The organism is Limnohabitans sp. T6-5, assembly GCF_003063315.1.
Classification (GTDB): Bacteria; Pseudomonadota; Gammaproteobacteria; order Burkholderiales; family Burkholderiaceae_C; genus Limnohabitans_A.
The window spans coordinates 690823-710911 of the sequence record NZ_NERV01000002.1 but is presented as its reverse complement, the minus strand read 5'-3'; the positions used below and the strand labels follow the sequence as shown (position 1 = coordinate 710911).

The following is a 20089-nucleotide window of genomic DNA, read 5'->3' as shown; positions in this document are numbered from 1 at the left end:
TTTTAAAAAGCATCCTCTGACCATGAGCCAACCCCAAGATCACGACCCCGAACTGGCCTTGCTGGAGCAAGCCTTTGAAGCCAGCCCGGGCAATTTGGCCCTGGCCCAATTGCTGGCCCCGCGCTGGCAGCGGGCAGGGCGGTGGGCCAGCATTCTTGAATGGCTCGCCCCACTGGCCCGCAGCGCCGACGCCCCGGCTGAATTGCGAGCCTGTGTGCAACAAGCACGGCAGGCCCTGGGCGGTCATACAGGCCACCCGGGCAATCAGGGCCAAAGCTGCGATGCTGCCCAAAATCCAGCTCAAAACCCCGACCCCAAAGCAAGCCATGAGGCGCACGAGTCGCACGAGTCGCACGAAACCCGCGCCAGAACCAGTGCAACTTCCCAAGCCCCAGCGTTCTTGCCCGAACCGCTCCCCCAGCAAGACGACTTGCAAGCCCTCAGCCAGTTTGCGCCCTGGACCGCCGAGCACAGCAGCGTGCGCCTGGCCGATGTCGGCGGCATGGACGCGCTCAAAACCTCGGCACGCATGCGCATCGTCGAGCCCTTTGCGCGGCCCGAACTGTTTCGCAAATACCGCCAAAAAGCCGGAGGCGGCATGCTGCTTTATGGCCCGCCGGGCTGCGGCAAAACCTACTTTGCGCGGGCGATTGCAGGCGAGTGTGGGGCGGCGTTTTTCCATGTGGGCATTCACGACATCCTCAACATGTACGTGGGCAACAGCGAGCGCAACATCCACCGCCTGTTTGAAACCGCCCGCGCCCACCGGCCCGCCATCGTTTTCATTGACGAACTGGACGCGCTGTGCAAACGCCGTGACCAGTTGCGCCACAGCGCCATGGCCACCACCGTCAACACTTTTTTGGCCGAACTCGACGGTTTGGGCGCCGACAACGAACAATTGCTGGTGCTGGGTGCCACCAACGTGCCTTGGGACATTGACCCCGCTTTCAAACGCCCCGGCCGCTTTGACCAGCGCCTGTTTGTGCCCCCGCCCGATGCAGCCGCCCGCGCCGCCATCTTGCAGCTGTGGCTGGCCCAGCGCCCGCTGGCTACCGATGTGAACGACACCGCCATTGAAGCCCTGGCCGCAGACACGCCCGACTTTTCTGGGGCCGACCTCAAAGCCCTGGTGGAAGACGCCGTGTCTGCCCTGCTGCAGGGCGTGTTGCAAGGCGAGAGTGAGCGCCCCGTGTGCCTTGCCGACTTGCAGATGAGCCGCCGCCGCATGAAGGCCAGCACCACTGAATGGCTGGCCATGGCCAAAAACTATGTGGAATACGCCAATGAAGGCGGCGACTATGCCGACATCGCCAGCTATCTGGAAAGCAGCGCGGCGGTGACGAGCAAAAAACGGTTTGGGTTTTTGTGAACTTGGCAAAGATTTGACATGCCACACACACCACAACCGCATCGGCTTCTTGTCGTTTTCTCTCACGGCAAAGAATCTGGCCCGCTGGGCACCAAAATTCGCGCCCTGATGCAGGTCGCCGAGCGCTTGGGCGCTGCCACCTTGTCCGTCAACTACCGCGAGCATCCAGCAGGCGTGGTGCATGACCAAGACGCCCCCGGTGAGTCAGACCGACGGGTGGCACAGCTTTGCGCCACCGCGCTGCCTGTTCACGATCAACTGGTTTTGGTGGGCTCCAGCATGGGGGGCTATGTGTCCACAGTGGCCAGCCAAAACCTGCCAACCAGCGCCTTGTTTTTGCTGGCCCCTGCCTTTTTCATTCCCGGCTATGCGGTGCAGCAGCCCCAGCCGGGCACGCAGCGGGTGCACATCGTGCATGGCTGGGGCGACGCGGTGGTGCCCGTTGCGCACAGCATCCGGTTTGCTCAGCAACACGGCTGTCAGCTGCACCTGCTGGAGGGTGACCACCGCCTTAACGCCGCAATGCCAACCATTGAGCACCTGTTTGCTCAGTTTTTGACTCGGGTCTTTGCCGGCACGGGCCCAGTGCCACCCTTTGCCAACAGGAGCGCGCCATGACGAACCAGCCGCAACTCAAACTGTTTGAGTCCGTGCAAGTGCGCTCGCACTGGGACGAGGTGGAAGAGAAATGGTTTTTATCTGTGGTGGATGTGGGGCAGGTGCTCAACGAATCTGCCCGACCCAGCAAGTTTTTTCCACAAAGTTATTGCCGCAAATAAACGTTCAAATTAATCATTTTTGAATGAATCAGGCAACAAAAAATTACCAATCAGAAGGCGCAAATCATGAAAACCCAATGGCGTTTATCTCTCAACCACATCGGCCACGCCACGCTGCTGGCAGCGGCCTTCGCAACAGGCAGCGCGTGGGCGCAGTCAATAGAAGACTTGCGCAAGCAACTTGACGCGCCTTGGAATGCCAAAGACTGGCCTTCTGCAGAAGCCGTTGCACAAAAAATCGCTTCGCTGCCCCAAAGCACAGCCTCCGATTGGCGCAATTTGGTTAATGTGCTGCGCAACCAAAACAAATCAGACCAAGCCTATGCTGCCAGTTTGGAGTTGGTCAAACGCCCTTTGACCCGAAGCGGCGACCACCACTACATCTGCTGGTATTTGTTAGAGCGCAATCGGGCCATGCAAGCCCGCCCCGATTGCCAAAAAGCGGTAGATTTGCCCGGTAGTGATTACTCTGCACTGGTTAATCTGGGGCACACTTTTTTGCTGGTGGGCGACAAAACGCAAGCCCAGTCTTGGTATCAAAAAACACTGCAGGCCATCGACAAAGAAGAACAATTGCAAGGGCCGATAGGCGACTTCAATCTCTTTATCCAAAACAACTGGGCAGTGGCCGATGCACGGGCGGCCAAGCAGTGGTTTGAGCAAACCTGGCCCAAAATGCAAGCACTGCGAAGCGTGCGAGAACAGGCCCGAGAGCTCGCAAAAAAAAGGCAAATCAACCCTGCACTTGCCCTCTTGGTGGGGGCGCACCAGCAAGCCATCGCCTTGATGGGTGAAGGCAGCTTTGCCAACGGCTTTTGGCGGACATGGGGCACGCTGGCAAGCGAAGAAATAGTGGATTTGGTGGTCGAAAAACACCCACATGCACAAGCCATCGCATGGGTTGACCAAGCCATTCAGAGCGCTGGGCCGCACCTGCCTCTGGCTTCGCGCCTGAGGCTGCTAGAAGATTTGGCCATCAACTTGCAAGCAGACGAGCAAAACGCCCTGGCCCTGCAAGTGCGCGAACGCATGCTTGCCGAAGAGACCGCCAAGCTGGGGGCAGACCACCCGGATACGCTTTCGAGCGCAAATGGACTGGTTGTTAAATATTACGCCGCAGGGCAAATGGCCAAAGCATCTGAGCTGGGCGAAAGAGTTGTCGCTGCCCGCACCAGCAAGCTGGGGGCTGACCACCCGGACACGCTCACCAGCATGAGCAACTTGGCCGTTACTTACAGCGCCCTGGGCCAAAACGACAAAGCGCTGGCCTTGCAAGAAAAAGTGCTGGCCGCCCGCACCAGCAAGCTGGGGGCTGACCACCCGGACACGCTCACCAGCATGGGCAACTTGGCCCTCACCTACAGCGCCCTGGGCCAAAACGACAAAGCGCTGGCCTTGAAAGAAAAAGTGCTGGCCGCCCGTACCAGCAAGCTGGGGGCTGACCACCCGGACACGCTCACCAGCATGAACAACTTGGCAGTCACCTACAGCGCCCTGGGTCAAAACGACAAAGCGCTGGCCTTGGAAGAAAAAGTGCTGGCCGCCCGCACCACCAAGCTGGGGGCAGACCACCCGGACACGCTTTCGAGCGCAAATGGACTGGTTGTTAAATACTACGCCGCAGGGCAAATGGCCAAAGCATCTGAGCTGGGCGAAAGAGTTGTCGCCGCCCGCACCAGCAAGCTGGGGGCCGAGCATCCGGACACGCTCACCAGCATGGGCAACTTGGCCCTCACCTACAGCGCACTGGGCCAAAACGACAAAGCGCTAGCCTTGGAAGAAAAAGTGCTGGCTGCCCGCACCACCAAGCTGGGGGCTGACCATCCGGACACGCTCACCAGCATGGGCAACTTGGCCAGTACCTACAGCGCCCTGGGCCAAAACGACAAAGCGCTGGCCTTGGAAGAAAAAGTGCTGGCTGCCCGCACCAGCAAGCTGGGGGCAGACCACCCGGACACGCTCACCAGCATGGGCAACTTGGCCAGTACCTACAGCGCCCTAGGCCAAAACGACAAAGCGCTGGCCTTGAAAGAAAAAGTGCTGGCTGCCCGTACCAGCAAGCTGGGGGCTGACCACCCGGACACGCTCACCAGCATGGGCAACTTGGCCAGTACCTACAGCGCCCTAGGCCAAAACGACAAAGCGCTGGCCTTGAAAGAAAAAGTGCTGGCTGCCCGTACCAGCAAGCTGGGGGCAGACCACCCGGACACGATGATTGCTGTGGCAAATTTAGCGTTGACTTATGCCCAAATGAAAATGTTTACCAAAGCCATCCCATTGTTTGAAAAGTTCATTCCATATGAAGTTCGAATGAATGGCGAAGAGAGCAGCGTGCAGGCGGCTATGGCTGCATTGGTGGTATGCATGGAGGGCGTTGGAAAGTCGCCTGATTTCTTGCGTGTTTACAAGGCTGGCACACAAGCAAATGTGCGGTTAAAGGCAAGCCTTTTGAAAAACATGTGGAAGTGAATAGTCGGGGCGCACTGGACTGCCGTCCAGATTTTGTAACGGAGTCAAGTCTTGCCTTTTTCTTTCATGGCAACCAAACAAGCTATTGCAAAAGCCCTTAATAAAGTGGCCCGCCCATGACCCGCAGCCCCACGCGCTCTGACGCATCCACCACCACCCAGCCGCCCTTGCTGCAAGACATCCGCAGCCTGATCGTTTCCGCCTGCACGCGCGTGGCGGCGCGGGTGAATGCGGAGATCACCGCACTGCATGGGCCGATGCTGCGGCATCCATGACCTTCCTCGAAGTGCTTCAAGGTTTGGGCAGTTTGCTCGTCCTTTTTGTGGGCGTGGCGCTTGTCTATGCGTTGGTCAAAGGCGGCTGGCTGGTGCTGGTGCGTGCCGTGCAGGCCACGGGGCGGTTCATCGCCAGTGCGGTGGCTGAAAAGGTGTCTGCCCTGGCCACCGAGAGCTATCTGCGCGAACGCGCTGAACGGGGTAGCGCCAGCAAGTTTCAGGCGGCGCTGGAGGCCGTGCCAGCACAAAAGCCGCAAGACTTCGACCGCCTTTGAGTCCATGCGGTCATTGGTTGCGGTGGTGGGGCGTTCCTCACCAAGCCCTTTCAGGGCGCTACTTGGCTTTGAATAAACGCAGTTCGTGCTAACATTGTGCTAACTTTTTTGAGGAGTCTTAATGCAAGTTTCTATTCGCAAAATGGGCAATTCGCACGGCATTTTGATTCCCAAACCCATTCTTCTCGAAACCGGTTTGACCGATGTGGCTGAGCTGGTCTTGAATAAGGGCGTGATAGAAATTCGCCCCATCAAAACCCATCCCCGAGCCGGTTGGGCCGAAGATGCGCAACGCATTACCGCGCAAGCGGACGATGCTTTGGTTTGGCCCGCCTTGGCCAATGAGGGCGATGAGGCTTTGCAGTGGTGAGCCCCCTATTGCAAACCGGGGACATTTGGCTGGCCGCGCTCGACCCGACCGTGGGCAGCGAGATTCAAAAAACATGGCCTTGTGTGGTGATTTCGCCCAACGAAATGCACCAACACCTGCGCACCGTGAGCGTGGCCCCCATGACCACGGGTTCGCGCTCAGCGGTTTTCAGAATACCGCTCACATTTCAAGGCAAACAAGGCCTGATCTTGCTGGACCAAATTCGCACACTGGACAAACAGCGGCTGATTCAGCGGGTGGGTGCGGTGCAAGCGAGCACTTTGACGCGCACCCTGAAGACCCTGCAAGACATGTTTGAACCTGCCCCGGTTAAGCCTGCATTGGCCATTGAGTGAAAGCGAGCACCGCCATGAGTGACATCACCATTTACCAATCTGAGAGCGGCACCGTCGAAGTGCGGCTGGACAAAACCCATGAGACCGTTTGGCTGTCACAGCGCCAGATGGCTGAGGTTTTCGACACTAGCCCAGAAAACGTGTTGATGCACTTGAAGAACATCTTCAAAGAAGGTGAATTGGCCGAGGCGGCAACTGCTAAGGATTTCTTAGCAGTTCAAACCGAAGGCAAACGGCAGGTCAAGCGCAGCATCAAGCACTACAACCTGGATGCGATCATTTCTGTCGGGTATCGGGTCAATTCCAAGCGTGCTGTGGGCTTTCGCCAATGGGCCACCCAAATCCTGCGGCAGCACCTCACGCAGGGCTATACCCTGAACCGCCAGCGTTTTGAGGCCAACGCCCGCGAACTTGAGGCCGCCTTGCTTCTGGTCAAAAAAGCCGCGCTATCGCCCGAGTTGCTGGCCGACACGGGCCGGGGTTTGGTGGACATTGTTTCGCGCTACGCCCACACCTTTTTGCTGCTGCAACGCTACGACGAAGGCCTGCTGACCGAGCCGCCGCAGCAAAGCGGCGGGCGGCTGCCCATCGTGCAAGAGGCTCGGCAGTCGCTGGCGCAGCTCAAGCGCGATTTGCTGCAAAAAGGCGAGGCGACCGACTTGTTTGCCAAAGAGCGTGGAGATGGGTTGGCGGCGTTGCTGGGCAACCTCGACCAATCTGTGTTTGGCGAACCTGCTTACCCGAGTGTCGAATCCAAAGCCGCGCACCTTTTGTATTTCGTCATCAAGAATCATCCGTTTGCCGACGGAAACAAGCGCAGCGGGGCTTTTCTGTTCGTTGACTTTTTGCACCGCAATGGCCGTTTATTTGACGCGGTGGGCGTGCCGGTGATCAACGACATTGGCCTGGCAGCGCTAGCGCTGCTGGTGGCCGAGTCTGACCCGGCGCACAAAGACACGCTGATACGCTTGGTGATGAACATGTTGGCCTCAGGCCCTACCTCCACTTTTTCCACTTTTGCAAAACCTGAACCCGAACCCCAATGACTGACCTGCTGACCCCTGATCCTGTCTCTGCCCCTGAAAACCCCAACATGGGCGACCACCTGGGCGCCTACGCCCAGCGTGCCTACCTGGAATACGCGCTGTCCGTTGTCAAAGGCCGCGCCTTGCCCGATGTGTGCGACGGCCAAAAGCCGGTGCAGCGGCGCATTTTGTATTCGATGGACCGCATGGGTTTGTCGTACAGCGGCCCGAACAACAACACCGCCGCCAAGCCGGTCAAAAGCGCCCGCGTGGTGGGCGATGTGCTCGGCCGCTACCACCCGCACGGTGACACGGCGGCGTACGACGCGCTGGTGCGCATGGCGCAAGACTTTTCGCAGCGCTACCCGCTGATCGACGGTCAAGGCAACTTTGGCTCGCGTGACGGCGACGGCGCTGCCGCCATGCGCTACACCGAGGCGCGCTTGTCGCGCATCACCAGCTTGCTGCTCGACGAGATCGACATGGGCACGGTGGACTTCATCCCCAACTACGACGGCTCCACCGAAGAGCCGCGCCAGCTGCCCGCACGCTTGCCCTTCAGCTTGCTCAACGGCGCCAGCGGCATCGCCGTGGGCCTGGCCACCGAAATCCCCAGCCACAACCTGCGCGAAGTGGCCGACGCCTGCGTGGCCTTGATCAAAAACGACAAGCTGAGCGACAGCGAACTGCTGGCCATCATCCCCGGCCCCGACTACCCCGGCGGCGGCCAGATCATCAGTCCGGCCAGCGACATCGCCGATGCTTACCGCACCGGGCGCGGCAGCCTCAAGGTGCGTGCCCGCTGGAAGATCGAAGAACTTGCCCGGGGCCAATGGCAACTGGTGGTGACCGAGTTGCCGCAAGGCGTCAGCTCGCAGCGCGTGCTCGAAGAGATCGAAGAGCTCACCAACCCCAAAGTCAAAGCCGGTAAAAAAGCGCTCAGCACCGACCAGATGCAGCTCAAAGCCAGCATGCTGGCCGTGCTCGACGTGGTGCGCGACGAATCGAGCAAAGACGCCGCTGTCCGCCTGGTGTTCGAGCCTAAAACCAGCCGCATCGAACAGCAAGAACTCATCACCGCCTTGCTGGCGCACACCAGCCTGGAAACTTCGGCCCCAATCAACATGACGTCCGTGGGCATCGACGGCAAGCCGATTCAAAAATCGCTGCGCCAGATGCTGGTGGAGTGGATCAGCTTCCGCCAGACCACCATCACCCGCCGCAGCCAGCACCGCCTGAACAAAGTGCTGGACCGCATCCACATTCTGGAAGGCCGTCAGCTGGTCTTGCTCAACATCGACGAGGTGATCCGCATCATTCGCCACAGCGATGAGCCCAAGCCCGCGCTGATCGAAGCCTTCAAGCTCAGCGACCGTCAGGCTGAAGACATTCTTGAGATTCGCCTGCGCCAACTGGCCCGTCTTGAAGCCATCAAAATCGAGCAAGAACTGAGCGAACTGCGAGGTGAGCAGGGCAAACTCGAAGAGATTCTGGGCAGCCCCGCCGCACTGCGCCGCCTGATGGTCAAAGAGATCGAGGCCGATGCCAAGACCTTTGCCGACCCGCGCCGCACGCTGATCCAGGAAGAGAAAAAAGCCATCGCCGAAGTCAAGGTGGTAGACGAACCCGTGACGGTGGTCGTGTCGGAAAAAGGCTGGGTGCGTGCCCGCACCGGCCATGGCCACGATGCCACCAGCTTCGCTTTCAAGGCCGGCGACGGCCTGTATGGCACCTTTGAATGCCGCACGGTGGACACGCTGCTGATCTTTGGCAGCAACGGAAGAATTTACAGCGTGCCGGTGGCCACCTTGCCCGGCGCACGCGGTGACGGCCAACCGGTGACCACGTTGATCGAGCTGGAAGCCACCACGCAAATTGCCCATTACTTTGCTGGCCCGGCCAACGCCACGCTGCTGCTCAGCGGCTCGGGCGGCTACGGTTTCATGGCCTCGGTCGAGAACATGATCTCGCGCAACAAAGCGGGCAAGGCTTTCATCAGCCTGGGCGACGGCGAAACCGTCTGCGCCCCCAGCCATGTGAGCGGCTCCAGCGCCACCGTGCCCGCCGACAAGCAGCCTATGCTCGCAGCCACCAGCGTCTGCTGCGCCAGCACCGGCGGTCGCGTGCTGACCTTTGAGATCAGCGAACTCAAGACCATGGAGAAAGGCGGCCGGGGCCTGATGCTCATTGACCTTGAAGCTAAAGACACCTTGGCCGGTGCTGCGGCTTACACCCGCAGCGTGAAGATCGAAGGCATCGGCCGGGGCGGCAAAGAGCGCGAAGAAACGCTTGAAATCCGCAGCCTGAACAATGCCAAAACCGCCCGCGCCAAAAAAGGCAAAGTGGCCGATCTGGGCTTCAAACCCAATCGGGTGACGCGGGTGGAGTGAGGGTTTGAAGTAGAGCCCCTTGCTGCACATTTTTTAAGCACGCCCCGCCAGCCCAAGCGGGGCGTTGTTTTTGGGGCTTATCCCTGCACTTGTCCACACCTTTGGGCACGGTCTGTGGGGACAGCTCAGGTGTGTGATTCGTCGTTCAGATCACGTCATGAGCATTGGGAGCCCGTGCAGGAACAGCGTCCAATGCGGCGTTGAGTTTGTCTTGGCTGGCGTGTTTGGCCTGTCTGACAGCAGCCGAGACTTTGATTTTTTCTGGCTGTGACCTCCAAATCTTGCTCAGCATCCAAGTGCTGATGCCAAGAGCGAATGTGTTGGAGACTAATGCTGCTGTTGATGCGATGAGCAGGTTGTGCGTGATCAAAGCGAAGATGGCTGTGATGAGCCATAGCCTTTGTCGAAGTGGTGACAACTGAAAGTTGGCCACGCACACTAAAGCCAATGCCAATGATGAAAAAATGGATTGAGGGCCTTGCCAGGTCAAGGCACAGATGAGGGGTGTCAAGGGCAAGCTCAGTAAATACAGAATTTTGAATCGAGGACTTTGTCCCAACGGAATGGCCAGAAGTGCTTGCAAACCCGCAGTGCCCATGATCCACGCACCGGAATGTGCGTTGAGCAATGCGAAGTGCGTCAGCATGAGCCCGCAGGCGATGACTTGACCCATCAGCAGGTGTGAACGGCGGGTCAAGGTGGGCCAGATCAAGTTGGCGACGACACCCGCATAGCCAAATGCGCTAGAGATTGTGGTGCTCATCTTGATGGGATTTTTACGGCCACCACCACCCCACTGGCCCAATCCATCTTGGTCACATGCCAACCTGGCAATGCATGCAGGGTGCGCAGCAGGGTTTCGACCTTGTCGGCATGACCCTCTGGCCAGTTGGGCTGCGGCAGCATGTCATCGATGACATACAAACCGCCGGGCTTCACCAGAGCCAGGGCTTCGTCCAGCAGGCGGTACTTGCCAGACCAGGTGTCGGCAAAGACGTAATCATATTGCTGGCCTTGTGCATGCTGCAGGAATTCATCGCCATCGGCACAAACCACCTTCAGGCGCGAATCGTGTCCCAACTGCCGGTTGAGTATTTCCAACAGGCTGGCATCGTTGTCCACGGTGGTCAGCGTGGCGCGGGCGTCCATTCCGTCAAGCAGCCAAGCGGTGGACAAACCCGTGCCCGAGCCCAGCTCCAGAAACTGGCCCCCCGGCTTGCTGGCTGCCAGCGTGCGCAGCAGCGTGCAGGTCAGCGGGTCAGACGGCATCGTGAAGCCTGCGGCTTGGGTGTCTGCCCAAAGGGATGAAATCACGGCTGGGGCGGTGTATGGGGTGGTCAATGTTATTCCTTGATGAAGCGGGTATCGGATTGAATCGTTGAGGGGCCTACTCCACGGGAAGGGCCAAGGTGTATGAATGTGCCGTCAATCTAAAGCTTTGCGCCATTGGTGCGCTGCCATCACGCCCGCCACCGCCAGCAGGTGGTGCGTCACATCCAGCACGGTGTGCAGGCCCAGCGCTTCGCCGCCCGCCACATGCACCACTTGGTGGATCAGAAAGAACAAGCCGTAAAGCGCGGTGATGACCAGCACAAAGCTGCGCCAAGCAGGGCCGCCAAACATTTGGATGCCCACTTGCATGAGCGTATTCGCGCACAGCATGCCGATCAGCACGCGCAGGCCTAAGGTGCCGGGGTCGTGTTGCAGGGTGTGGGTAAGTGCTTCGTATTGCCCGGCCATGGCGTGCTGGAGCGGATCGATCAGCAGCATGGCCAGCAAAACGGCCAGCATGCCCGCCCATGCGGTAGTCAGGATGTTGCGAGGGTTGGTGACGGTGTTTATGGTGATTTGTACTTTTAAAGTATTCAAATGTATCACCGCCATTTGCGTCAACGGTGGGTGAGGCGGCGTATGCCGCTCAGCTTGCCCGCTTTTTAAGCATCCCTCGTCAGCCCATGCCTGGCGTGCCTTTCGCGGCTTATCCCTGCACTTGTCCACAAGTTTGGGCACGGGCTTTGGGGACAGTTCGGCAGAGGAACGCGGCGCAAACCCGTGTGTCGATATCTCCGCGCTGATGAGAGCTGTGGGGGGCTGATGGTTTGATCCGGGATCAGCAATCCAAAGGTGCTGTGCAGGTGTGTGCAGTGTGGGTGATCAATTGGCTCAGCAAGTCGTCTTGTTCCAGCAGTCGTTGCCTTGCAGCGACTGCACATGCTTGCCATTCCGTCCATGTTGGCGCATTCAATGCAGGCAGCTCCCCACCCCCAATCCCATTCCATACCCAATGAAACTGTCGCAGGCTTTCAGGCGCCTGCAGCCAGTCCAGAAAGGCTTCGAGCTTGGCGTGGTGGGCGTTGTCGCTCTGCGGGTAGATGTGCCAGATGAAGGGTTTGCCTGCCCACAGGGCGCGCACCAGGGAGTCTTCGCCGCGCACGAAATTCAGGTCGCAGGCCCAGAGCATGTCGTCAAAGCCGTTTTGGTCGGTGTAGGGCAGGGCGCTCCAGCGCGGTTGTGCGGACAGCCGGGGCAGCGCTTGTTGCACCGCCGCCAGTGGACGCCCGGGGGTGACGAGCAGGTGGTGAGGTGTGCCTGTCAGTTGCGCCAGCAGTGGGCGCAAGCCTGCGGGTTCGTAACAAAACAGGCTGATCAGCAGGGCATCAGGCACCAGATCTTGCGCCAGAGCAGGCGCGTGTTGCTGACGCCAGGCGGTGCGGTGGCCATCTTTGACAAAGCGCTCTTGGCGCTGTAGCAAGCCAGCTTCGCGCAGCAGGCCGCCCGTGTCGGGGGTGAAGCCGGGATAGAAAAAGTGTTTGGTCCAGCCCTTGGCGGGGCCGCTCATCACGGGCGAGGGCAGGCGGTGCATGCGGGGCACCCAGTCTTCGGCGCTCAGGTATTCGAGGTTGACCCAGGCGGGTGGCTGTGCGTGCGTGGTCGCGGTACGTTCTACAAAATGGGCGACAAAGGCTTCGGGCAGGGGGCAGCCAAAGGCTTCGATCCAGACATCGGCGGGGGGCAAGCTGGCCAATAACGGGGTATGGCTGGCATCGGCCCAGGGCAGCACCTGGATATTGGCAAAAGCACCTTGCTGTACGCCCGGGGCCATCCAGCTCAGGGCTGAAGCGTCGTCCACCCACAGGCGCACCGATTGCCCCGCATCGGCCAACTGCCGCGTCAGGCGCCAGCACACGCCCAGGTCACCGTGGTTGTCGATGACGGTGCAGAAGATGTCCCAGAGGCGGTGCGTGTTCATGGTGGGGGATTGTCGCTTGGCTGGGGCGCATGCATTTGGGCATGCATGTGGGCATGCATTGGGCACATGGCGCTTCGACAAGGGACATTGTTTTGCCGCGACAATACGCGCCATGACAGCGGCACACGACGAATCTTTGCTGGCCCAGGTGGCGGCGCTCCCGGCTTTGCCTGGGGTTTATCGCTACTTTGATGCGCAGGGCAACGTGCTGTATGTGGGCAAGGCCAAGCAGCTCAAAAAGCGGGTGTCGAGCTATTTTCAGAAGGATCACGGCGGCACGCGCATTGGCCACATGGTCAGCAAAATCGCTCGGATGGAGACCACGGTGGTGCGCTCCGAGGCCGAGGCGCTGCTGCTCGAAAACAACCTGATCAAGACGCTGAGCCCGCGTTTCAACATCCTGTTTCGGGATGACAAGACTTACCCTTACCTCAAGCTCACGGGCAATGGCACGCTGTATTTGAAGGCGGTGGACGGTGCACCCGAGCCGCAAACCTTTCCCCGAGTGGCGTATTACCGGGGCTCGGTCGAGAAAAAGCACCGGTACTTCGGGCCCTTTCCCAGTGCGTGGGCGGTCAAGGAAACGATTCAGCTGCTGCAAAAGGTGTTTCGCCTGCGCACTTGTGAGGACACGGTGTTTGCCAACCGCACTCGGCCGTGCCTGCTGTACCAGATCAAGCGTTGCTCAGGCCCGTGTGTGAATCTCATCAGCCCGCAGGCCTATGCCGACGATGTGAAGCATGCCGAGCGGTTTTTGCGGGGCGAGACGCAGGCGCTGCTGCAAGAAATGGAAGCGCGCATGATGGCGCACGCCGAGCGGCTGGAGTTTGAGCTGGCCGCCGAGGTGCGCAACCAGATGTCGGCGTTGTCGCGGGTGCTGCACCAACAGGCGGTGGACACGGGCACCGACACTGACGTGGATATTTTGGCGGTGCGGGTGCTGGGCGGACGCGCTTGTGTGAACCTGGCTATGGTGCGCGGTGGGCGGCATTTGGGGGATCGGGCGTATTTCCCGGCGCATGTGGAGGACGCCCATGCTTTGCAGGCCGTGGAAGAGGACGGCCAACCGCCAATCCCGGTGGAGGTGCAGGTGCTGGAAGCGTTCATGGCGCAGCACTACATCGGCATCCCGGTGCCCGCAGCGCTGATCACCAGCGTGGCGGTGGACAAGGCTTTGGTCGATGCCTTGTCGCAGCAAGCCGGTTACAAGGTTTCGGCGGTGCACAACCCGCGTGAACAGCGCCGCGTGTGGCTGGAGATGAGCGAGAAAAACGCCGACATCCAGCTGGCCCGTTTGCTGGCCGAAGAGGGTTCACAGCAGGCCCGCACGCGGGCGCTGGCCGAGGCGCTGGACCTGGCGCCAGACGATCTGGACGCTTTGCATGTGGAGTGTTTTGACATCTCGCACACAGCAGGTGAGAACACGCAGGCCTCGTGTGTGGTGTTTCGCCAGCACAAGATGCAAAGCAGCGAATACCGCCGCTACAACATCGAGGGCATCACGCCGGGCGACGATTACGCGGCCATGCACCAGGTGCTGATGCGCCGCTACAGCAAGCTGGCCGAGGCTTTGCGCAGCGCTGAGGGCACGGCGCGCCTGCCCGACATCGTGCTGATCGACGGTGGCAAGGGGCAGGTGTCCATGGCGCGTGAGGTGTTCACCCAGCTGGGGCTGGACTTGTCGCGCATTGTGGGCGTTGAAAAAGGCGAGGGTCGCAAGGTGGGCTTGGAGGAGCTGGTGTTTGCCGATGGCCGCGAGAAAGTTTATTTGGGCAAAGATTCCGCCGCGCTGATGCTGGTAGCTCAAATCCGTGACGAGGCGCACCGTTTTGCCATCACCGGCATGCGGGCGCAGCGTGCCAAGGTGCGCATGGGGGGGAGCAAGATTGAGGAAATCCCGGGCATCGGGCCGCGCAAACGGGCCCGCCTGTTGCAGCGGTTTGGCGGGGTTCGTGGGGTGGAGAGTGCCAGTGTCGAGGATCTGGCTGGCGTGGAAGGCATTTCGCGAGAGTTGGCAGAGACCATCTATCAGGCGTTGCATTGAGCTGAGGCACTGTCAAAGAAATGACGCTCAGGCGTGCCACAATGGCGGTCATGTTTTTCACGATTCCAACCCTCATGACCTGGACGCGCATTGTCGCGATTCCGCTGATCGTCGGGGTGTATTACTGGCCTGGCTTGCCCATGGTTTCGCAAAACCTGATTGCTACATCAATGTTTGTGGTGTTCGCCATCACCGACTGGCTCGATGGTTATTTGGCTCGCAAGCTCAACCAGGCATCGGCCTTCGGCGCCTTTTTGGACCCGGTGGCCGACAAGTTTCTGGTGTGTGCCGCACTGCTGGTGCTGGTGCACATGCACCGGGTGCATGTGCTGGTGGCGCTGATCATCATTGGCCGCGAGATCGCGATTTCGTCGTTGCGCGAGTGGATGGCCCAGATTGGTGCCAGCAAGAGCGTGGCTGTGCACATGGTGGGCAAGCTCAAGACCACGGTGCAGATGGTCGCCATTCCTTTCTTGTTGTATGACGGCATGCTGTTCGGAGTGATCGACACCCGCGATTGGGGGGCTGTGCTGATCCTGATTGCCGCTGTGCTGACCATTTGGTCCATGGTTTATTACATGCAAAAGGCTTTGCCTGAAATTCGTGCACGGGTCAAATGAGCGATTCGCAAGAAACAACGGCCTGGGTTAGGGCCATGCCGGTGGTGTTTGTGCTGATCTGGAGCACCGGCTTCATCGTCGCCCGTTATGGCATGCCTTACGCGCCGCCATTCAGCTTTTTGCTGGTGCGCTACATCTGCTCGATTCTGTGTTTCTTGCCCTGGATTTTGCTGGCCCGCGTGGCTTGGCCGCGTGACCGGGCGCAGTGGCTGCACCTGTCTGTCACGGGCATCCTGATGCATGCGGGTTATCTGGGCGGCGTGTGGGCGGCCGTCAAGTCGGGCATGGGTTCAGGCCTGTCGGCGCTGATCGTGGGCATCCAGCCGGTGCTCACGGCCATTTGGTTGTCTTGGAGCCTGCGTGGCTCGGGCCAGCCTGGCGTGACGCCGCGCCAGTGGGGTGGCTTGCTCTTGGGCTTTGCGGGCCTGCTCATGGTGGTCTGGCGCAAGCTGACCATGGGCTCGCCGCTGGACCATGTGACGCCAGTGAACATGGCTTTTGCCATCGGTGCCTTGTTCAGCATCACGGTGGGCACGCTCTACCAAAAACGGTTTGTGCAGCCTTGCGATGTGCGCTCGGCCAACACGGTGCAGTTGCTGGCAGCCGCCGTGGTGACTCTGCCGCTGGCCTGGCTGGAGCCCGAAAGCATGCAGTGGAACCCGCAGCTGGTGGGTGCTATGGCCTGGTCGGTGCTCGGGCTCACGCTGGGCGGCAGTTCGTTGCTGTACATCCTCATTCAGCGCGGTGCTGCTGCGTCTGTCACCAGCATGATGTACATGGTGCCACCGACGACTGCCATCATCGCCTGGCTGCTGTTTGGTGAAACCATTACCGCAGCCACATTGGTCGGCACGGCCTTGACCGCGTTGGGCGTGAGCCTGGTGGTGCGGCCGTCGCGTTCGTAAACGCCTGCTGGCATATTTGCCGGTAAGCTACCGCCATGACCCGGGCTGAGCCGGGTTTTCAACATTTGAACAACAAGGATTCCCCATGACCAAGCACCGCATTGCAGTGATCGCCGGTGACGGCATTGGCAAGGAAGTCATGCCCGAGGGCCTGCGCGTAATGGACGCAGCCGCCCGCAAGTTCGGTATCGATTTGCAATTTGACCACTTCGACTTTTCAAGCTGGGACTATTGCGAGAAGCACGGCAAGATGTTGCCCGACGACTGGAAAGATCAGATCGGTGGTCACGACGCTATTTATTTTGGTGCGGTGGGCTGGCCCGAAAAAATTGCGGACCATGTGTCGCTGTGGGGCTCTTTGCTGTTGTTTCGCCGCGAGTTTGACCAGTACATCAACCTGCGCCCCGCACGGCTGATGCCCGGCATCATCGCCCCCGTGGTGCGCAAGGACGGCAGTCGCCGTGAGCCTGGCGAGATCGACATGTACATCGTGCGAGAAAACACCGAGGGTGAATACTCCAGCGTCGGTGGACGCATGTTCCCCGGCACCGAGCGCGAAATCGTGATGCAGGAATCCATCATGACCCGCATCGGCGTGGACCGCGTGCTGAAGTTTGCATTTGAATTGGCGCAGACTCGCCCCAAAAAGCACCTGACCAGCGCCACCAAATCCAACGGCATTGCGATCACCATGCCGTATTGGGACGAGCGCGTGGCCGAGATGGCCAAGTCTTATCCGGGCATCAACGTGGACAAGTTCCACATCGACATCCTGACGGCGCACTTTGTGCAGCGTCCTGACTTTTTTGATGTGGTGGTGGCCAGCAATCTGTTTGGCGACATTCTGAGTGATCTGGGGCCTGCATGCACAGGCACCATCGGCATCGCGCCCAGCGCCAACCTCAACCCGGACCGTTTGTTCCCCTCGCTGTTCGAGCCGGTGCATGGTTCGGCGCCAGATATTGCAGGCAAAGGCATTGCCAATCCGATTGGGCAGATTTGGTGTGGCGCCATGATGCTGGAGTTTTTGGGCCACAAAGCGGCACACGATGCCGTGCTGGCAGCCATCGAAAAGGTGCTGGCACCCGGAAGCGGTGCGCCACGTACACCAGATCTGGGTGGAAATGCTCAAACGTCGGATGTCGGCAAGGCCATTGCCCAAGCATTGGGTTAATGGCCTGGAAACGGTGCGTGATTGTCAAACCAAAGAGCGTAGAAAAAACCCGGATTGGAATGCGTAGCCTGCATTTTCGCGGCTAGAATCCGTGCCGCAACGCGGTTTTTACTCGTGATTCCCGATTGACAGTCTTGAGATGGCTGGCTTTAATGGGATCAGGCATGACTGCCGGAGACAACCGATTCCAGACCATGTGCTGCTGAATCCAATTTCAGACTCAACGCCGGTTTGACCGGCGTTTCACTTATTCAAAGGTTTCTTGTGAACAAAACTGAACTGATCGAACACATTGCGAAACACGCTGACCTGTCCAAAGCTGCTGCTGGCCGCGCTTTGGAAGCGACCATCGGTGCTGTGCGGACGACCCTGAAAAAAGGTGGCACCGTTTCTTTGGTGGGTTTTGGCACTTTCGCGGTTGGTAAGCGTGCTGCCCGTACAGGCCGCAATCCACGCACTGGCGCAGCGATTAAAATCAAGTCAGCTAAGGTTCCAAAGTTCCGTCCAGGCAAAGGCCTCAAGGATGCTTTGAACTGATTAAACTTTTTTCAGGTGGGGCGCTTAGCTCAGTTGGTAGAGCGGCTCCTTTACACGGAGTAGGTCGGCGGTTCGAGACCGTCAGCGCCCACCACCACAAAAGTAAAGGCGAACAAGTTGTTCGCCTTTTTTCTTGTTAACCCGAGACTTCGATCATGTTTGATTCCATCCGCAACCACTCCAAAATCCTGATGGGGTTGTTGTTCTTGCTGGTGATTCCTTCTTTCGTGCTGTTCGGCATCGACAGCTACAGCCGGTTTGAGGACAAGGGCGCGGTGGTGGCCCGAGTGGATGGTCAAAAAATCACCCAAGCTGAGTGGGATGCCGCACACCAGCGTGAGGTCGAGCGCATTCGCGCATCAATGCCCAATCTGGACGCCAAGCTGCTTGATTCCGCAGAGGCACGTTATGCCACGCTGGAGCGCTTGGTCAATGATCGACTGATTTCAGTGGCATCAGAAAAGCAGTTGCTGGTGACCAGCGATCAGCGCTTGGCGCGCTATCTGCAGCAAGAACCTTCGATCGCCAGTTTGCGCGGTGCCGACGGCAAGCTGGACATGGAGCGTTATCGCCAACTGGCCGCCAGTCAGGGCATGACGCCAGAAATGCTTGAAGCCAGAGTTCGCCGCGATTTGTCCAACCAGCAAGTGATTTCAGGCTTGCAAGCTTCTGTGATTGCGTCGCAAAGCCAAACAGATATGGCCTTGCAGGCTTATTTGCAACGCCGTGAAGTTCAGGTGCAACGCTGGCTGCCCGCTGACTTTGCCTCCAAAGTGCAAGTCAGCGATCAGGATCTGGAAAAGTTTTACCAAGCCCAGGCTGAACGGTTCCGCTCTGCAGAGTCGGCTGATGTGGAATACCTTGTGCTCGATAGCGCTGCTTTGCAAAAAAGCATCACCCTGGCTGAACAGGACATCAAAACGTATTACGAGCAAAACCTTCAACGCTTGGCAGGTCAGGAGCAACGCCGCGCCAGCCACATCTTGATCAATGCAGCAAAAGATGCACCTGCAGCTGATCGGCAAAAAGCACGCGCCAAGGCCGACGATCTGCTGGCAGCGCTGCGCAAAAATCCCAAAAGCTTTGCCGAGTTGGCACGCAAGAACTCTCAAGACCCAGGCTCCTCCAGCAAAGGTGGTGATCTGGATTTCTTCGCTCGTGGCGCCATGGTCAAACCTTTTGAAGATGCGGCCTTCGCACTCGAAAAAGGCGCGATCAGTGACGTGGTGGAGTCTGACTTTGGCTTTCACATCATTCAGCTGACAGACATCAAGGCCGCCAAAGCCCCCAGCTTTGAGACGATGCGTCCCCAACTCGAAGCCGATCTGCGCAAGCAGCAGGCGCAGCGCCAGTTTGCCGAGCTGGCTGAAACCTTCAGCAATAGCGTTTATGAGCAAGCAGACAGCCTCAAACCGATTGCTGATCGCATGAAGTTGACCGTTCAGCAGGCCCAAGGCTTGACCCGCACCCCAGCGGCAGGCGCACCCGGTGTGTTGGCGAACCCCAAATTGTTGCAAGCCTTGTTTGCCGAAGATTCAGTGACCAAGCACCGCAACACAGCCGCCGTCGAAGTGGCTGCCAATACGCTGGTGTCGGCGCGCATATTGAATTACCGCCCCGCAGCCATTCGGCCCTACGCCGAAGTCAAGGATGAAGTGCGCAACTTGTTTGTTCTGGACAAATCGGCCGAGTTGGCCAAGACAGAAGGTCAGGCCCGTTTGGCGCAATGGAAAGACCAGGCTGCCCAGGCTCAAGTGGGGGCAGCAGTGGTCGTGTCTCGCGAGCAGATTGCCGGCCAGCCTGCTGCGCTGGTAGACGCTGTACTGCGCGCTGATCCTGCGCGCATGCCAACTTTGGTCGGGGTGGATCTGGGATCGCAAGGTTATGCCTTGGCCCGGGTCAATAAAGTGGTACCTCGCGATGCGCCCAGCCCACAGCAACAAGAGCAAAGTCGCCAACAATTCACGCAGTTGTGGGGACAGGCCGAAGCACAGGCGTATTTGACTCAGCTCAAGTCACAATTCAAAGCCCAAATTTTGGTTGAAAAACCTGTTGCAAAAATCGACGCATCTGCGAAAAAGCAGTGAAGTTCAGGCTATAATTTCACCTCTACGGTGGCTGTAGCTCAGTTGGTAGAGTCCAGGATTGTGATTCCTGTTGTCGTGGGTTCGAGCCCCATCAGCCACCCCAAAACACCCAAAATAAACCCCTCCGAGTTGCACAATTCGGCGGGGTTTTTCCATTTTCG

Annotated in this window: 20 protein-coding genes and 2 tRNA genes; 18 read left to right on the top strand and 4 right to left on the bottom strand. The window is 59.0% G+C overall.

Going from position 1 to position 20089, the window contains the following annotated elements; all coding sequences use genetic code 11:
* Positions 1–22 precede the first annotated feature (22 nt).
* From B9Z51_RS18545 to parC, 10 genes are all read left to right on the top strand, one after another.
* The gene (locus B9Z51_RS18545) at positions 23–1372 is read left to right on the top strand and encodes a 26S protease regulatory subunit (RefSeq protein WP_199227494.1); all 1350 of its coding nucleotides are present in this window, start codon (positions 23–25) and stop codon (positions 1370–1372) included.
* Positions 1373–1390: 18 nt separating this feature from the next.
* On the top strand, positions 1391–1990 hold the full coding sequence (locus B9Z51_RS09025; protein ID WP_108373816.1) for a YqiA/YcfP family alpha/beta fold hydrolase: 600 nt from the start codon (positions 1391–1393) through the stop codon (positions 1988–1990).
* Complete coding sequence (locus tag B9Z51_RS18415) at positions 1987–2151, top strand: hypothetical protein (RefSeq protein WP_158272857.1); 165 nt, start codon at positions 1987–1989, stop codon at positions 2149–2151. Before B9Z51_RS09025 ends, B9Z51_RS18415 begins: the two co-directional genes overlap by 4 nt.
* Positions 2152–2217: 66 nt before the next feature.
* Entirely contained in the window at positions 2218–4620 is a 2403-nt protein-coding gene (locus B9Z51_RS09020) for a tetratricopeptide repeat protein (protein WP_108373814.1), read from the top strand.
* Positions 4621–4736: 116 nt separating this feature from the next.
* Positions 4737–4895 (top strand): hypothetical protein, encoded by a 159-nt coding sequence (locus tag B9Z51_RS18410; protein WP_158272856.1) that lies wholly within the window; start codon positions 4737–4739, stop codon positions 4893–4895.
* Positions 4892–5170, top strand: coding sequence for a hypothetical protein (locus B9Z51_RS18540; protein ID WP_199227493.1), 279 nt, complete (start codon positions 4892–4894; stop codon positions 5168–5170). Before B9Z51_RS18410 ends, B9Z51_RS18540 begins: the two co-directional genes overlap by 4 nt.
* A gap of 121 nt (positions 5171–5291) precedes the next feature.
* The gene (locus tag B9Z51_RS09010) at positions 5292–5540 is read left to right on the top strand and encodes an AbrB/MazE/SpoVT family DNA-binding domain-containing protein (RefSeq protein ID WP_199227492.1); all 249 of its coding nucleotides are present in this window, start codon (positions 5292–5294) and stop codon (positions 5538–5540) included.
* Positions 5537–5896, top strand: coding sequence for a type II toxin-antitoxin system PemK/MazF family toxin (locus B9Z51_RS09005; RefSeq protein ID WP_233254888.1), 360 nt, complete (start codon positions 5537–5539; stop codon positions 5894–5896). Before B9Z51_RS09010 ends, B9Z51_RS09005 begins: the two co-directional genes overlap by 4 nt.
* Before the next feature lie 14 nt (positions 5897–5910).
* Positions 5911–6942, top strand: coding sequence for a virulence protein RhuM/Fic/DOC family protein (gene rhuM, locus B9Z51_RS09000; RefSeq protein ID WP_108374895.1), 1032 nt, complete (start codon positions 5911–5913; stop codon positions 6940–6942).
* Between the two features lie 47 nt (positions 6943–6989).
* Positions 6990–9311: a DNA topoisomerase IV subunit A gene (gene parC, locus B9Z51_RS08995; protein WP_369959055.1), complete on the top strand. Its 2322-nt coding sequence runs from the start codon at positions 6990–6992 to the stop codon at positions 9309–9311.
* Between the two features lie 145 nt (positions 9312–9456).
* Here parC and B9Z51_RS08990 read toward each other — a convergent pair whose 3' ends face one another.
* From B9Z51_RS08990 to earP, 4 genes are all read right to left on the bottom strand, one after another.
* A complete protein-coding gene (locus B9Z51_RS08990; RefSeq protein ID WP_108373806.1) occupies positions 9457–10074 on the bottom strand; it encodes a YgjV family protein in 618 nt (205 codons plus the stop codon).
* Positions 10071–10652 carry an O-methyltransferase gene (locus tag B9Z51_RS08985; RefSeq protein ID WP_199227491.1) on the bottom strand — a complete coding sequence of 194 codons (582 nt, stop codon included), beginning with the start codon at positions 10650–10652 and terminating at the stop codon, positions 10071–10073. Before B9Z51_RS08985 ends, B9Z51_RS08990 begins: the two co-directional genes overlap by 4 nt.
* An 84-nt stretch (positions 10653–10736) precedes the next feature.
* Positions 10737–11180, bottom strand: coding sequence for a hypothetical protein (locus B9Z51_RS08980; RefSeq protein WP_146187736.1), 444 nt, complete (start codon positions 11178–11180; stop codon positions 10737–10739).
* 241 nt (positions 11181–11421) lie between these two features.
* Entirely contained in the window at positions 11422–12561 is a 1140-nt protein-coding gene (gene earP / locus B9Z51_RS08975) for an elongation factor P maturation arginine rhamnosyltransferase EarP (protein WP_108373802.1), read from the bottom strand.
* Between the two features lie 112 nt (positions 12562–12673).
* On the opposite strand from earP, the gene uvrC reads away from it, so the two are divergent.
* The 8 genes from uvrC (at position 12674) to B9Z51_RS08935 (ending at position 20031) form a co-directional block, all read left to right on the top strand.
* Positions 12674–14605 carry an excinuclease ABC subunit UvrC gene (uvrC, locus tag B9Z51_RS08970; protein ID WP_108373800.1) on the top strand — a complete coding sequence of 644 codons (1932 nt, stop codon included), beginning with the start codon at positions 12674–12676 and terminating at the stop codon, positions 14603–14605.
* A gap of 50 nt (positions 14606–14655) precedes the next feature.
* Complete coding sequence (gene pgsA / locus B9Z51_RS08965) at positions 14656–15225, top strand: CDP-diacylglycerol--glycerol-3-phosphate 3-phosphatidyltransferase (protein ID WP_108374891.1); 570 nt, start codon at positions 14656–14658, stop codon at positions 15223–15225.
* Positions 15222–16130 (top strand): DMT family transporter, encoded by a 909-nt coding sequence (locus tag B9Z51_RS08960; protein ID WP_108373798.1) that lies wholly within the window; start codon positions 15222–15224, stop codon positions 16128–16130. Before pgsA ends, B9Z51_RS08960 begins: the two co-directional genes overlap by 4 nt.
* An 85-nt stretch (positions 16131–16215) precedes the next feature.
* Complete coding sequence (locus B9Z51_RS08955; protein ID WP_108373796.1) at positions 16216–17304, top strand: tartrate dehydrogenase; 1089 nt, start codon at positions 16216–16218, stop codon at positions 17302–17304.
* Positions 17305–17568: 264 nt separating this feature from the next.
* Positions 17569–17841, top strand: coding sequence for an HU family DNA-binding protein (locus B9Z51_RS08950; RefSeq protein WP_053175264.1), 273 nt, complete (start codon positions 17569–17571; stop codon positions 17839–17841).
* A gap of 18 nt (positions 17842–17859) precedes the next feature.
* Positions 17860–17935, top strand: a tRNA-Val gene (locus B9Z51_RS08945).
* A 61-nt stretch (positions 17936–17996) separates the two neighbouring features.
* The gene (locus tag B9Z51_RS08940) at positions 17997–19928 is read left to right on the top strand and encodes a SurA N-terminal domain-containing protein (protein WP_108373794.1); all 1932 of its coding nucleotides are present in this window, start codon (positions 17997–17999) and stop codon (positions 19926–19928) included.
* A gap of 27 nt (positions 19929–19955) precedes the next feature.
* Positions 19956–20031 (top strand) — tRNA-His (locus B9Z51_RS08935).
* Positions 20032–20089 lie beyond the last annotated feature (58 nt).

Excerpts from the sequence above, each read along its gene's own strand:
- B9Z51_RS18545 (WP_199227494.1), top strand. The coding sequence starts at position 23 with ATGAGCCAACCCCAAGATCACGACCCCGAACTGGCCTTGCTGGAGCAA.
- B9Z51_RS09025 (WP_108373816.1), top strand. The coding sequence starts at position 1,391 with ATGCCACACACACCACAACCGCATCGGCTTCTTGTCGTTTTCTCTCAC.
- B9Z51_RS18415 (WP_158272857.1), top strand. The coding sequence starts at position 1,987 with ATGACGAACCAGCCGCAACTCAAACTGTTTGAGTCCGTGCAAGTGCGC.
- B9Z51_RS09020 (WP_108373814.1), top strand. The coding sequence starts at position 2,218 with ATGAAAACCCAATGGCGTTTATCTCTCAACCACATCGGCCACGCCACG.
- B9Z51_RS18410 (WP_158272856.1), top strand. The coding sequence starts at position 4,737 with ATGACCCGCAGCCCCACGCGCTCTGACGCATCCACCACCACCCAGCCG.
- B9Z51_RS18540 (WP_199227493.1), top strand. The coding sequence starts at position 4,892 with ATGACCTTCCTCGAAGTGCTTCAAGGTTTGGGCAGTTTGCTCGTCCTT.
- B9Z51_RS09010 (WP_199227492.1), top strand. The coding sequence starts at position 5,292 with ATGCAAGTTTCTATTCGCAAAATGGGCAATTCGCACGGCATTTTGATT.
- rhuM (WP_108374895.1), top strand. The coding sequence starts at position 5,911 with ATGAGTGACATCACCATTTACCAATCTGAGAGCGGCACCGTCGAAGTG.
- parC (WP_369959055.1), top strand. The coding sequence starts at position 6,990 with ATGGGCGACCACCTGGGCGCCTACGCCCAGCGTGCCTACCTGGAATAC.
- B9Z51_RS08990 (WP_108373806.1), bottom strand. The coding sequence starts at position 10,074 with ATGAGCACCACAATCTCTAGCGCATTTGGCTATGCGGGTGTCGTCGCC.
- earP (WP_108373802.1), bottom strand. The coding sequence starts at position 12,561 with ATGAACACGCACCGCCTCTGGGACATCTTCTGCACCGTCATCGACAAC.
- uvrC (WP_108373800.1), top strand. The coding sequence starts at position 12,674 with ATGACAGCGGCACACGACGAATCTTTGCTGGCCCAGGTGGCGGCGCTC.
- pgsA (WP_108374891.1), top strand. The coding sequence starts at position 14,656 with ATGTTTTTCACGATTCCAACCCTCATGACCTGGACGCGCATTGTCGCG.
- B9Z51_RS08960 (WP_108373798.1), top strand. The coding sequence starts at position 15,222 with ATGAGCGATTCGCAAGAAACAACGGCCTGGGTTAGGGCCATGCCGGTG.
- B9Z51_RS08955 (WP_108373796.1), top strand. The coding sequence starts at position 16,216 with ATGACCAAGCACCGCATTGCAGTGATCGCCGGTGACGGCATTGGCAAG.
- B9Z51_RS08940 (WP_108373794.1), top strand. The coding sequence starts at position 17,997 with ATGTTTGATTCCATCCGCAACCACTCCAAAATCCTGATGGGGTTGTTG.